The following is a 13,332-nucleotide window of genomic DNA, read 5'->3' on the forward strand; positions in this document are numbered from 1 at the left end:
AGTCAACGCAGCATTGTCTGAACTGACGCCTTCGCGAGCAGGCTCGCTCCCACACAGGTTCAGGTGTGTGAGTCTTTGATATACGAGCCCTGTCCATGTCCGACTATCTGCTGCAAATGAATGGCATCGTCAAAACCTTCGGCGGTGTCAAAGCACTCAACGGCATCGACATCAAGGTCAGGCCGGGTGAATGCGTTGGCCTGTGCGGCGAGAATGGCGCCGGCAAATCCACGCTGATGAAGATCCTTTCGGCGGTCTACCCCCACGGCACCTGGGACGGCGAAATCCTCTGGGACGGGCAACCACTCAGGGCGCAATCGATCAGTGAAACGGAAGCCGCCGGTATCGTCATCATTCACCAGGAACTGACGCTGGTGCCCGACCTGTCGGTGGCCGAAAACATTTTCATGGGCCATGAACTGACGTTGCCCGGCGGACGCATGAATTACCCGGCGATGATTCACCACGCCGAAGCGCTGATGCGCGAATTGAAAGTGCCGGACATGAACGTATCGCTGCCGGTTTCGCAGTACGGAGGCGGCTATCAGCAACTGGTGGAAATCGCCAAAGCCCTGAATAAAAAAGCCCGCCTGTTGATCCTCGACGAGCCTTCATCAGCCTTGAGCCGTTCGGAAATCGAGGTGTTGCTGGACATCATCCGCGACCTCAAAGCCAAAGGTGTCGCCTGCGTCTACATCTCGCACAAGCTCGATGAAGTGGCCGCCGTGTGCGACACCATTGCGGTGATCCGCGATGGCAAACACATCGCCACCACTGCCATGGCCGACATGGACATTGCGCAGATCATCACGCAGATGGTCGGCCGGGAAATGAGCAACCTCTACCCCACTGAACCCCACGATGTTGGCGAGGTCATTTTCGAGGCCCGTCACATCACCTGCTACGACGTCGACAACCCCACGCGCAAACGGGTCGACGATATTTCCTTCGTCCTCAAGCGCGGCGAGATCCTTGGCATTGCCGGCCTGGTCGGTGCTGGCCGTACCGAACTGGTGACCGCGTTGTACGGCGCTTACCCCGGTCGCCACGAGGGCGAAGTCTGGCTGGACGGTCACCCCATCGACACCCGCACGCCACTCAAGTCCATCCGTGCCGGCCTGTGCCTGGTGCCCGAGGACCGCAAGCGCCAAGGGATCATTCCCGACCTGGGCGTCGGCCAGAACATCACCCTCGCCGTACTGGACAACTACGCGAAACTGACCCGCATCGACGCCGAAGCCGAACTGGGCAGCATCGATCGGGAAATCTCGCGCCTGCACCTCAAGACCGCCAGCCCGTTCCTGCCGATCACCAGCCTGTCGGGTGGCAATCAGCAAAAAGCCGTGCTGGCGAAGATGTTGCTGGCCAAACCCCGGGTGCTGATTCTCGATGAGCCCACCCGAGGCGTGGATGTCGGCGCCAAATACGAAATCTACAAATTGATGGGCGCGCTGGCCGCTGCGGGCGTGTCGATCATCATGGTCTCGTCGGAACTGGCTGAAGTGCTCGGCGTTTCCGATCGCGTGCTGGTGATCGGCGAAGGCCAGTTGCGTGGCGACTTCGTCAACCATGAATTGACGCAGGAACAGGTGCTCGCCGCCGCCCTCAGTCAGCCTGGCAGTCATAACAATAATGATCGGAAATCCGCGTAAATGAATCAGGTCAAACAACTGTTCACCCGCTACAAAATGCTCGCGCTGGTGTTTGCCGTGGTGCTGATCTGGCTGTTCTTCAGCTGGCAGACCGAGGGCGGATTCCTGACCCCACGCAACCTTTCCAATCTGCTGCGCCAAATGTCGATTACCGGCATTCTCGCCTGCGGCATGGTGCTGGTGATTATCAGCGGCGAGATCGATTTGTCGGTCGGCTCATTGCTGGGCCTGCTCGGTGGCCTCGCGGCCATTCTCGATGTGATCTACCACATTCCGTTGCTGGCGAATCTCAGTCTGGTCGCCCTGTGCGGACTGTTGATCGGTCTTGCCAACGGCTACATGGCGGCTTACCTGCGCATCCCGTCGTTCATCGTCGGCCTGGGTGGCATGCTGGCTTTTCGCGGGATTCTGCTGGGAATTACCGGCGGCACCACCATCGCGCCGGTGTCGCCGGAGCTGGTCTACATTGGCCAGGGCTATTTGCCCCACGCGATCGGCACCGGCCTGGGCGTTCTGCTGTTCGCGCTGACGCTGTTCCTGACCTGGAAACAACGGCGCAATCGCGCCCTGCACGGCCTCGCGGCGCATTCATTGGTGCGCGATATCATGCGCGTGCTGGTGATCGGCGCCGTGCTGGCCGGTTTCGTCCAAACGCTAAACAGCTATGACGGCATTCCCGTGCCGGTCTTGTTGCTGCTGATTCTGTTGGGCGTGTTCAGTTACGTGACCAGTCAGACCGTGTTCGGTCGCCGCGTCTATGCCGTGGGCAGCAATATGGAAGCGACGCGCCTGTCCGGCATCAATGTGCAGGCGGTAAAGCTGTGGATTTTCGGAATCATGGGCGTCATGTGCGCCCTCGCCGGCGTGGTCAACACCGCGCGCCTGGCCGCCGGCTCGCCTTCGGCCGGCAGCATGGGCGAACTCGACGCCATCGCCGCGTGCTTCATCGGCGGCACTTCCATGCGCGGCGGCTCTGGCACGGTGTACGGCGCCCTCCTCGGCGCATTGGTCATCACCAGCCTGGACAACGGCATGTCGATGCTCGACGTCGACAGCTATTGGCAGATGATCGTCAAGGGCAGCATTCTGGTGTTGGCGGTTTGGGTGGATGTGAGTACACGGACCGGGCGCCGTTGAGCCACAGGTATCACGCGGCGGGCGTGGTCACGGCCGCCGGGTTGAGAATCTCCACCAGAAAATCGATGAACACATTGATCCGGCTGGACCCTCGGTGATTGGGTAAATACAACGCGTTGATGCACGTGCTGGCGCTGCCAGGATTGACCTCGTACTGCTCAAGCAATCGGGTCAGCCGGCCGGCGGCGACGTCGTCGCGTACCAGCCAGTCAGCCAGCAGCGTCACCCCGCCGCCGCCGATGGCTGCTTCGCGCAGGATATCGGCATTATTGCTTTGCAGGCGCCCATGGACGTTGAGCTGAATAGGCGCGTCTTCATTCTGAAAGGTCCAGTGCTGGTGGGTGGCGCCGTAATCGAAACGCAGGCATTGATGCTCCAGCAAATCCCGTGGATGACAGAGCGCCGCGCTACGCGCCAGATACGCCGGACTGGCCACCACCCAGCGTTCGAAATGCCCCACGCGTTTGCTGACGATGTCTTCACTGACCACGGACGACCCCAGCCGCACCGAAACATCGATCTGCTCGCTGAGCAGATCGCTGACCTGATCGCTCAGCGACAGACTGATCTCCAGACCCGGATGCCGTTCAAGCAAGCGGCTCAAGTGCGGCGCAATCAGGCGCCGCCCGAACTCCACTGGCACGCTGATGCGCAGACGGCCCTGCGCTTCGGCGCCACGATCGGCAACGACGGCATCGGCTTCGTCGATCGCGTCGAGAATCGCCACGGCTTTTTCGAAATAGGTCTGGCCGGCAACGGTCACGCTGGTGTTGCGCGTGGTGCGATTGAGCAGGCTCGCGCCCAGCTCGTGTTCCAGCCCTGCCACTTGCCGTGTCACTGACGACGTTGATATCCCGAGTTTGCGCGCTGCCGAGGAATAGCCCCCGCAGCGCACGGTTTCCACAAACATCTTCAGTGCCAGCAACTTGTCCATAAGCGGGGTCCGGTCGATAGGGAACGCGGATGATTGTGCATCACTGTTGCCCCGTCGTCTTGTACCGCCGTGCTTGCCCGCACTCGCCGGCTGTTCAGGCATCGGCCTGGCGGCTCAGGAACAACCCGAGCGCCAGCGCTGGCAACAGCGCCACCGCAGCGGCGGACAGGTTCCAGCCGAAATGCTCGTACAGCGGGCTCGCCACCAGCGACCCCAACGCGCCGCCGACGAAAATGCTGGTCATGTACACGGCGTTGAGGCGCGCGCGGCTGTGGGGGTCGAGGGCGTACACCTCACGCTGGCCGAGCACCATGTTCAATTGCACGGCGAAATCCAGCAGCACCGCGCACACCACCAGCCAGACATAGCCGCTGCCCGGTAGCGCGGCGACCAACAGCGCCACCGGCGCCAGCAACAACGCGACCAGGGTGCCGCGACGACCATGCCCGGCATCGGCCAGACGCCCGGCAATCGGCGCCGCAATGGCACCCACTGCACCGACCAGCGCGAAGATCGCCACGTGCGCCTGAGTGAAGCCGTGGTGACGCATCAGTTCAATCGGTGCGAGGGTCCAGAACAGGCTGAAACTGGCAAACAGCAGCCCTTGATACAGCGAGCGCTGACGCAACAGCGGATAGCGCCGGGCCAAGGTAAACACCGAACCGATCAGCGCAGCATACGTGGCCTTATGCGTCGGCAGCCGGCGCGGCAATGCCACGGCGGTAATCAGCGCGATGACAGCCATCAGGGCCGCTGCGCTGTAAAACACCCCGCGCCAGCCGAACACTTCCACTAACAGGCTCGACAGTGGCCGCGACAACAGAATGCCCAGCAGCAGACCGCTCATGATATTGCCGACGACACGGCCACGGCTGGCCTCGGGCGCCAGGTGTGCCGCCAGCGGCACCAGGATCTGCACGGCCACCGACGTCAGGCCGATCAGCAAAGACAACACCAGGAACATCGACGGTGAATGGCTCAGACCGGCGCACAACAGCGTGACGCTCGCCGCGAGGGTGAAGCCGACCACCAGCCGACGGTTCTCCATCAGGTCGGCCAGTGGCACCAGCAGCAACAGGCCGAGCGCGTAACCAAACTGCGTCAGCGAAACGATCAGGCTGGCATTGGCGCTGGACAGACCGATCTGCGGTGCAATCAGCTCGACGATCGGCTGTGCGTAATAAAGATTGGCCACGACCGCGCCACAACAGAACGCGAGGAACGCGACCATCAGGCCGGAAAGTCCTGCCGGCTGTTCGGCGTTGGTCGCAACGACCGGATTGCCCGTGAGCATGATGACACCTCATTGAGTTCAGGAAAGTGCGGCCAAGGCTACGGCCCTGTGGCGATCCGCAGAATCCACGCGGCGGGCAACGCTGTGATGCGTGCGGCGCAACGGCGCAGGCGTTGCTTCTCGCGCAACGCGCTGTTGCGTGCGCCGGTGATTCTCCCGCGCCGGCGGTTTCTCTAGGCTTTGCCCCATGGCGCCGCCGTCTCCGGCGGTGCCCTTCCCCGGCTGTCACAAGGAGCGTTGTCATGACCCGTATCCCATCCGTTCTGCCATTGCCTGCCGCGTTTTTCTCTGTCCCATGAACCGCCACTTCCTGAAGTCCAGAACGCTTTGGATCAGCGTGGCAGTCGTCGCCGTGCTCGGCCTGATCGGCGCCGTTTGGCTGATGTGGCGCCCGGCAATCGCGCCGATAGAGCACCCGACGCTGTTCGATACTGCGCAGTTGCAACGCGGGGCGCGGGTGGTAGAGGCCGGCGATTGTGCGGTCTGCCATACCCGCCCCGGCGGTGAATATCTGGCCGGTGGCCTGCCGCTGGTGACGCCATTCGGCACGCTGTACAGCACCAACATCACCCCGGACGCAGAGACCGGTATCGGCCAATGGTCGCTGCCGGCTTTCGAGCGGGCGATGCGTCAGGGCATTGCTCGCGATGGTCACTTCCTCTATCCGGCGTTCCCCTACGTGCACTACCGGCGCATGAGCGCAGCAGACATCGCCGACGCCTATGCCTACTTGATGAGCGGCCCCGCCGTGCACGCGCCGGTCGAGCACAACCAGATGAATTTTCCGATGAACATTCGGCCGTTGGTGGCGTTCTGGAACCTGCTGTTCCTGCACGGTGAGCCGCTGACGCCGGTGGCGCAGCGAAGCGAGGCGTGGAATCGCGGGCGTTATCTGGTCGACGGTCCGGGCCATTGCGCCGGCTGCCATTCGCCGCTGAACCTGATCGGCGCAGAAAAATCCGCGGACTATCTGCAGGGCGGCAGCGTCGATGGCTGGCAAGCACCCGCGCTGGTCGGTATGGGCCAACGCAGCAACCCGTGGAGTCGCGAGCAACTGGTGGGCTATCTGCGCGCCGAGATTATTGATGGCCACGGCACACCCGCCGGGCCGATGCGGCCGGTCAGCTTGAGTCTGGCCCGCTTGCCCGCCAGTGAAGCCGAGGCGATCGCCGAATACCTGCTCAGTCTGGAAAACCCGCGTTCGGTGACAGAGACGACGCCCAAGACGCCTGCCAGTGAACCGGCAGACTCTTCGAACGGCGCCCTGCTCTTCAGCAGCGCCTGCGCCGGTTGCCATGGCCCGGCGGCGCCGATGCGCACCATCGATGGTCGCCCGGGCCTGCAAAACACCTCGGCGCTGCAAGCGGCCAGCTCGCGCAACTTCCTCAAAACCGTGCTTGAAGGGTTGCCCGCCACACCCGGATCGCCTGGCCCGGTGATGCCTGCATTCGCCGCCAGTCTCGACAACGCGCAACTCGGCGCACTGGCCGCGTATCTGCGTCAGCAAGCCAGCCCCGATCAGCCGTGGGCCGACCTCTCTTCCACTATTGAAGCGTTACGTCAGGAGACGAAATGAGCCAGATCACCCTCAACGTCAACGGGGCCGCGCAACCGCTTGAGCTGGAACCGGACATGCCGCTGCTGTATGCGCTGCGCAATCACCTGAACCTCAACGGCGCCAAATACGGCTGCGGACTCGGCCAATGCGGCGCCTGCACGGTGATCGTCGATGATCAACCGGTGTTCGCCTGCCTGACGCCCTGCGCCGGCCTCGAAGGCAAAAAAATCCGCACCGTGGAAAGCCTCGGCAGCGCGGAAAAACCGGGCCCTCTGCAAGCCGCATTCATCGAGAAACAGGCCGCGCAATGCGGCTACTGCATTGCCGGCATGCTGATGCGCGCGCAGGCGTTGCTTGAGCGTGATCGACACCCGGATGAGGCGACCATTCGCGAGCACATGGCCGGTAACCTGTGCCGCTGCGGTACGCACTTGCGGATCATCGAGGCGATCAAACAGGTGGCCGGGCACAACGGGAGCCTGACATGAGTGAGTCGAATGAATTGAACCCAAGCCGACGCGCCTTCCTGCGCGGCGGCGCGTTGCTGATGGCGTTCACCCTGATGCCGGTGGCGCGACGTGTGTTGGCCGATACCGAAGTCGATACGCTCGGCACCGTGGTCCTCGCGCCCGACCTCCCCGGAAGCCTGCGCACCAACCCGTTTCTCGACGCCTGGATCCGCATCGGCGCCGACGGCATTACCGTCTACACCGGCAAGGTTGAATTGGGCACTGGCGTGAAAACCGCGCTGCTGCAAATCGCCGCCGAGCGTTTGCAGGTGCCGGCAACCTCCATCAATCTGCTCACCGCCGACACCGCGCTGACGCCCAACGAAGGCTACACCGCCGGCAGCCACAGCATTTTCGACAGCGGTACCGCGTTGTATAACGCCGCCGCACAGGTGCGCGAACTGCTCGTCGCTGCCGCCGCGCGCAGTTGGCAGGTCGATGCAGCGCTGCTCAGCACCCGCGATGGTGTGATCGAAGGCCCGGCCGCTCAGCGGATGAGTTACGCCGACGCGGTCAAGCATGTCGATGTGCATCAATATGCCAAGGCTCAGTCACCGGCGATGGCCGCCGCTGACTTCAAACTCATCGGCCATTCATTGCCGCGCCTCGACATCCCGGCGAAGGTCAGCGGTGGTGCAGCATTCGTTCAGGACATGCGCCTGCCGGGCATGTTGCATGCGCGGATGATCCGCCCGCCTCGTCCGGGCTGCACGCTACAAGCATTCGATGCGGCGTCCATCGAAGCGCTGTCTGGCGTGGTCAAGGTAATCCGCGACGGCAACTATCTGGCGGTGGTCGCCGGTGATGAGTGGCAAGCGATCAAAGCCATGCGCCGTGCCGGCGAGGTGACGCAATGGAGCGAGGGCGAGGCGATTCCCGAGGCGGCCGAGATTCATGGTCTGCTCAAACGCCTGCCTTCACGGCGCTATCCGATCAGCCACAACGGCACGCCGAGCGGCGCGGCCGACACGCGTTTTCAGGCGCGGGTCACCAAGCAATATCTGATGCACGGCTCGATCGGCCCGTCTTGCGCGGTGGCCTGGTTCAAGGACGGCACGCTCACCGTCTGGACCCACACCCAGGGCGTTTACCCGCTGCGCGCCGGCATTGCCGAAATGCTCGGTCTGCCACCTGAGCGGGTGCGCTGTATTCATACCGAAGGCTCAGGGTGCTACGGGCACAACGGCGCCGATGATGCCGCCGCCGATGCAGCATTGATTGCCCTGCGTGTGCCCGGGACGCCGGTGCGCGTGCAATGGATGCGCGAACAGGAAAATCTTTGGGAGCCGTATAGCTCGGCGATGGTCACCGAAGTTGACGCCGGTCTCAGCCAGGGCCGCCTGCAGGACTGGGCCTACGAACTGTGGACCACGCCGCACAACGAACGCATCGTCAACGCCGGGCGTCTGTTGCCGGCACGCTTGCTCGCACGGCCCTTCGCTTCGGCGCCCTCCGTGCCGATCGCCCAGCCCGAAGGCGATGGTGATCGCAACGCGGTGCCGCTGTACGACCTCAACTCGACACGCATCAACATGACCTTCGTCACCCAGATGCCTTTTCGCACCTCGGCCATGCGTTCGCTGGGCGCGCACATCAACATCTTCGCCATCGAGGCGAGTATCGACGAGCTGGCGATCCGGGCCGGCATCGACGCGGTCGCCTTGCGTCTGGCCCATCTCAGCGATCCGCGTGCTCGCGCGGTCGTAGAACGTGTGCGTGATGAGATCGGCTGGCCGCAAAAAAGCAGCGAGCCCGGCGCCGGTATCGGTTTCGCCTTTGCCCGCTACAAAAACATCATGGGTTACTGCGCCATCGCGGTGAAGCTGCGGGTGCATCCGCAGACCGGCGAGATCCGCATCGATCACGTGGTGACGGCGGTTGACGTTGGCCAGATCGTCAGCCCCGATGGCCTGCGCAATCAGGTCGAGGGCGGGATTGTCCAGTCCGCGAGCTGGACCCTGTACGAAAAAGTCGCCTACGACGCGGGGGGCATTCGCAGCTACGACTGGAGCGGCTATCCGATTCTGCGTTTCACGCAACTGCCGAAAAAAGTCGAGGTGCATGTGCTCGACCAGCCGGGAGAACCCTTCCTCGGTGCCGCTGAAATTGTCCAGGGGCCGATGGCCGCCGCCCTTGGCAACGCCGTCGCCAACGCCACCGGCCGGCGCTGGCTGAACCTGCCGCTGACCCGCTCCAACCCACTCGCCTGAGCCACGCCCGTGTTCATCGCCGATGAGCACGGGCGCCGTTGCGCCCTACGCAAAACAGCGTAGCGCCGGCCACCGATTATCAGCCCCGCCGTACCCGGTTAAGTTAGCGCCACTGGTTCGCGGCACCGCTGCCGCGCTTGAATTCCTTTTATTGAAATCTGGAGCTACCCATGACCCGTCGCCTGTTCCAACCCCTCGCACTCGGTCCTTACACCCTCGCCCATCGCGTGGCGATGGCGCCATTGACGCGCTCACGCGCCGGCCAACCGGGCGATGTGCCGACGCCGATGAACGCCGAGTATTACCGCCAACGGGCCAGCGCCGCGCTGATCATCACCGAGGCCACGCAAATCTCCCGGCAAGCTCAGGGTTACGCCTGGACGCCGGGCATCTACAGCCCTGCGCAGGTCGACGCGTGGCGCGACGTCAGCGCGGCGGTGCACGAGGCCGGCGGTCTGATCTTCATGCAACTGTGGCACGTCGGCCGGGTGTCCCACCAAAGCTTTCAACCCGATGCCGGCCTGCCCGTTGCGCCTAGCGCGCTACCGGTGCCTGGCAAGACGTTTATCGTCGACGAAAACGGTAACGGTGTCTGGGGAGATGTGCCGGTGCCGCGCGCGCTGGAAACTGCGGAAATCGCCGGCATCGTCGAAGACTATCGAGTGGCCGCGCGCAACGCATTGCAGGCGGGCATGGACGGTGTCGAGATTCATGCCGGCAACGGTTACCTGCTCGATCAGTTTCTTAACAGCAACAGCAACCAGCGTGACGATGCCTATGGCGGCAGCGTGGAAAACCGCGCGCGGTTTCTGCTCGAAGTGGTCGCGGCCGTCGCTGAAGAAGTCGGTGCCGAGCGGGTCGGCGTACGCCTGACACCGATGGGCCGCTTCATGGGCATGGGCGATGACACCCCGGAGGCGACCTTCGGCCACCTCGTCGAAGCACTTAATCAATGGAATCTGGCGTACCTGCACCTGGTCGAGCCAGCGATGGTCGGCACAGTCAAAGATGAAAATTTCGACCCGCGCTGGGACGCGATCATTGCCCAGTTGCGCAAGACGTGGAACGGCGTACTGATCCTGGCCGGCGGCTACGATGCGCAATCTGCCGAACAGGCACTGATCGCCGATCGTGCCGACATCATCGCGTTTGGCCGCCCGTTCCTGGCCAACCCGGATCTGCCGCGTCGACTGCACGATGGCCTGACACTTAACGCGCCGGATCCAAGTAGCTTTTTTGGCGGGGATCAACGTGGGTACATTGATTATCCATTTCATGCTTGAACAGAAACAGACGGGAGCCAGACCAGTGGGAGGGGCCGATGGGCCCCTTTTCTATTAGGTCAACAAATGGGCTACGCCAGCATTCTCATGAGGTCGGCATAGCTATTAAGCGACGCATACTCAATTTTCATCCTGACTATTGATTAGCCATTGCACTGGCGTTTGTCTGGCCTGCTTCGTCCAGCTTCTTTTGCAGATAAAAAAGCATCAAAACCGAATTTTTCTGAACCTGCCGAGACTGCTGTTCAAACAACGCCACAAGCTCTTCTTCACGTTTGCACTCCGCGTTGACATTGCCCTTGGCAAATTCGCAGGTAGCGTATTGGCCCCAGCCTATGCGGGCTTCATCGGTGTCTCGGGCGGGATACAGCCAATACGCTTTCCATGCACCGTCGACGACAGGTTGACCGGCCGAGTCTATCTGCTCTATCGCCTGCAAGGTCGCTGTGGCAGCGGCGTCCAGAAAACGTTGAGGGGTGGCGTCGGCCTTACCCGCCTCATCGCGCAGCGCCTGACACTGCGCGTCAGACAAGCCGAACACTGGCAGCGCTTCAATGCTTTCGAACTCATCGAACGGATCGGCATGATTGCCTGGCAACTTGGCGTGGTAAGCCGGCACCACATGGCCGGGGACGCTCATGTCCTGAATGTAATGCAAGACCCGCCCCGCTTGCTCGTACACCTCGACCGGATCGGCAACAGGTTTCACCAGGAGCTCGTTCAACTGTTCAATGCGTTTGGAAAAAATCACATCCAGGCTGCGATGGGCGAACCAGAATGGCTCGAGTTTTTTGTTGCGGTTGTAGAAGTGCCAGTTGGTGATGCGCTGAAGAATCGTCAGCGGGCTTGAATCCTCAGCTTCAGTGCCTTTCGCCAATGCCTCGGCCAACTGTTCGGGCAACTTTACTCCCGGGCAGCGCTGATACGCCTGAGCTGCTGTCAGTGCATAGGCCGAATGCAGGTCGGGGTTGAAGGCGAAGGCCGGGGTTGAAGGGTTGAACAGCAGCGATAGGCCAAAGGCTGCGAAGTAACGTGTTGCGGCTGTTCGGCCTATTGGGGTGGCTTCCATGCTGCTGATCTCCAGAAACGTGCGTAATTGCGCAACACTGAGCGTACGTGAGGCAATTTAGCACTTGGGTGATGGCCGAAAGCTATTTTTTCTCCGGCCACTCAAGACAAACATAAATGGCAACACCTGCGTCCTAACGCCGCAGCAAACAGCTATTGGCAAATCCTGCACAAGCCTTAGAATCCCGCGCTCTCTTGCAGCCCCCGTCGGTGGCTGCCTGCATCAGTGTCACAAAACGCGTACCTGAATGGCTGGCCACACCTCGCTGACGTGTGTCCGACTCAACCGCCCTGCCCGATCGGCGGGCACTTGAACCACAACACACTTGGGCTTGGCAATCGCCTGCGCAGAGGCGCACGTTGCGCTGTTCGTTTTCTAGAGGTTTTTATGTCTCCGCGTTTGCTGGCCATGGCGCTGGCGCCCCTGCTCGGGCTGTTCATTGTTGCGCTGGGCAACGGTTTTCTGTCTTCCCTGACCACCCTTCGCCTCGATGCTGCCGGCGCGTCAACGACGATGATCGGTGTCGTTTCATCGGCCTACTTCATCGGTCTGACTCTGGGTGCCGTATTCAATGACCGCTTGATTCTGCGCATCGGCCATATCCGCGCCTACGGCAGCTTTGCTTCGCTGATCGCCGTGACCATCCTGCTGCAGGGATTGTTCTATGACACCTGGGGCTGGTTCGCCCTGCGCCTGATCAATGGCTGGGCCACGGTCGGCGTATTTCTGGTGATTGAAAGCTGGCTGCTGCTGGCCGGTGACGCGAAGATTCGCGGGCGCTTGCTCGCGTTGTACATGATCGTTCTGTACGGCGCCGGTGTGCTGGGTCAGGCCACGCTGGGTAAAATCACCGGGTTGAGCGACAGCGCGCCGTTTATGGTCGCCGGCATGCTCGCCTCTTTTTCGGTGTTGCCGATCGTGATCCTGCCGCGCGTGTCGCCATTGCTCGATCAGGTTGAGCCACTCAAGCCACGGCAACTGCTGGGCGTGACGCCGACCGGACTGGTCGGGTGTTTCGGCTCGGGCGTGACCATCGCGGCGATTTACACCTTGCTGCCGTTGTACCTGCAGCGCACCGGCCTGAATGTCGGTGAGGTCGGCAGCATGATGGCCTGGACGATTCTCGGTGCGATGCTCCTGCAATACCCGGTCGGGCGCTGGTCCGACCGCAAGGATCGCTTGCAGGTGCTGACCATTCTGACGATAGCGTGCACTGTGTTATCGCTGGTGATCGTGCTGCTGCCGCTGTCCTCGACGATGCTCGCGGCGATGCTGTTTTTGCTCGGCGGCGGCGTGTTCGCGCTGTACCCGGTCGCCGTCAGCCACGCCGCCGACCGTGCGCCTGCCGAAGCGTTGGTGCCGATGATTCAGGGCTTGCTGCTGATCAACTCGCTGGGCTCGGCGCTCAGTCCGATGATGATTTCGCCGGTCATGAACTCATTTGGTGCCAATGGTTTGTTCTGGGTCTTTGCGCTGGTCAACCTGTGCATGGTCACGTTCTTCCTGTGGCGACGTGGCAAACGCCCGGTTCCGGCCAATCCTGCGCCGTTTGCAGCGGCAGCCACGTTCTCGCCGACAGGTGCTGAACTGCGGGTGACCGAAGATTTGCGTCAGGCGGTGCAAGAGCATCCGCCGATGGTGGATGCGTTGAGCGGTGAATCGGTGCCCACGGTGTGAAATGTGCTG

10 protein-coding genes are annotated in these 13,332 nt (G+C 62.2%); 7 read left to right on the forward strand and 3 right to left on the reverse strand.

Annotated features, from left to right (window positions below; translation table 11 throughout):
* Positions 1-95 precede the first annotated feature (95 nt).
* Both xylG and P3G59_RS15135 read left to right on the forward strand, forming a co-directional pair.
* Positions 96-1,652 carry a D-xylose ABC transporter ATP-binding protein gene (gene xylG, locus P3G59_RS15130; RefSeq protein ID WP_277757867.1) on the forward strand — a complete coding sequence of 519 codons (1,557 nt, stop codon included), beginning with the start codon at positions 96-98 and terminating at the stop codon, positions 1,650-1,652.
* Complete coding sequence (locus P3G59_RS15135; protein ID WP_277757868.1) at positions 1,653-2,789, forward strand: sugar ABC transporter permease; 1,137 nt, start codon at positions 1,653-1,655, stop codon at positions 2,787-2,789. It begins immediately after the preceding gene.
* A 10-nt stretch (positions 2,790-2,799) separates the two neighbouring features.
* On the opposite strand, the gene P3G59_RS15140 is transcribed toward P3G59_RS15135, so the two are convergent.
* Both P3G59_RS15140 and P3G59_RS15145 read right to left on the reverse strand, forming a co-directional pair.
* A complete protein-coding gene (locus P3G59_RS15140) occupies positions 2,800-3,723 on the reverse strand; it encodes a LysR family transcriptional regulator (RefSeq protein WP_277757869.1) in 924 nt (307 codons plus the stop codon).
* Positions 3,724-3,817: 94 nt separating this feature from the next.
* On the reverse strand, positions 3,818-5,017 hold the full coding sequence (locus tag P3G59_RS15145; RefSeq protein WP_277757870.1) for an MFS transporter: 1,200 nt from the start codon (positions 5,015-5,017) through the stop codon (positions 3,818-3,820).
* Positions 5,018-5,312: 295 nt separating this feature from the next.
* On the opposite strand from P3G59_RS15145, the gene P3G59_RS15150 reads away from it, so the two are divergent.
* From P3G59_RS15150 to P3G59_RS15165, 4 genes are all read left to right on the forward strand, one after another.
* Positions 5,313-6,593 carry a c-type cytochrome gene (locus tag P3G59_RS15150; RefSeq protein WP_277757871.1) on the forward strand — a complete coding sequence of 427 codons (1,281 nt, stop codon included), beginning with the start codon at positions 5,313-5,315 and terminating at the stop codon, positions 6,591-6,593.
* Positions 6,590-7,063, forward strand: a complete 474-nt coding sequence (locus P3G59_RS15155) for a (2Fe-2S)-binding protein (RefSeq protein ID WP_277757872.1) — start codon at positions 6,590-6,592, stop codon at positions 7,061-7,063. The genes P3G59_RS15150 and P3G59_RS15155 overlap by 4 nt, the downstream gene beginning before the upstream one ends.
* Positions 7,060-9,294, forward strand: a complete 2,235-nt coding sequence (locus P3G59_RS15160) for a molybdopterin cofactor-binding domain-containing protein (protein WP_277757873.1) — start codon at positions 7,060-7,062, stop codon at positions 9,292-9,294. The genes P3G59_RS15155 and P3G59_RS15160 overlap by 4 nt, the downstream gene beginning before the upstream one ends.
* Positions 9,295-9,464: 170 nt before the next feature.
* On the forward strand, positions 9,465-10,577 hold the full coding sequence (locus tag P3G59_RS15165; RefSeq protein ID WP_277757874.1) for an alkene reductase: 1,113 nt from the start codon (positions 9,465-9,467) through the stop codon (positions 10,575-10,577).
* Between the two features lie 136 nt (positions 10,578-10,713).
* Here the strand turns inward: P3G59_RS15165 and P3G59_RS15170 are convergent, their stop codons facing one another.
* Positions 10,714-11,646 carry a hypothetical protein gene (locus tag P3G59_RS15170; RefSeq protein ID WP_277757875.1) on the reverse strand — a complete coding sequence of 311 codons (933 nt, stop codon included), beginning with the start codon at positions 11,644-11,646 and terminating at the stop codon, positions 10,714-10,716.
* A 342-nt stretch (positions 11,647-11,988) separates the two neighbouring features.
* Here P3G59_RS15170 and P3G59_RS15175 point away from each other — a divergent pair, with 342 nt between their 5' ends.
* Entirely contained in the window at positions 11,989-13,323 is a 1,335-nt protein-coding gene (locus P3G59_RS15175) for an MFS transporter (RefSeq protein WP_347276975.1), read from the forward strand.
* The last annotated feature ends 9 nt before the right edge of the window (positions 13,324-13,332 follow it).

This window comes from Pseudomonas sp. A34-9 (assembly GCF_029543085.1).
Taxonomy (GTDB): Bacteria; Pseudomonadota; Gammaproteobacteria; order Pseudomonadales; family Pseudomonadaceae; genus Aquipseudomonas.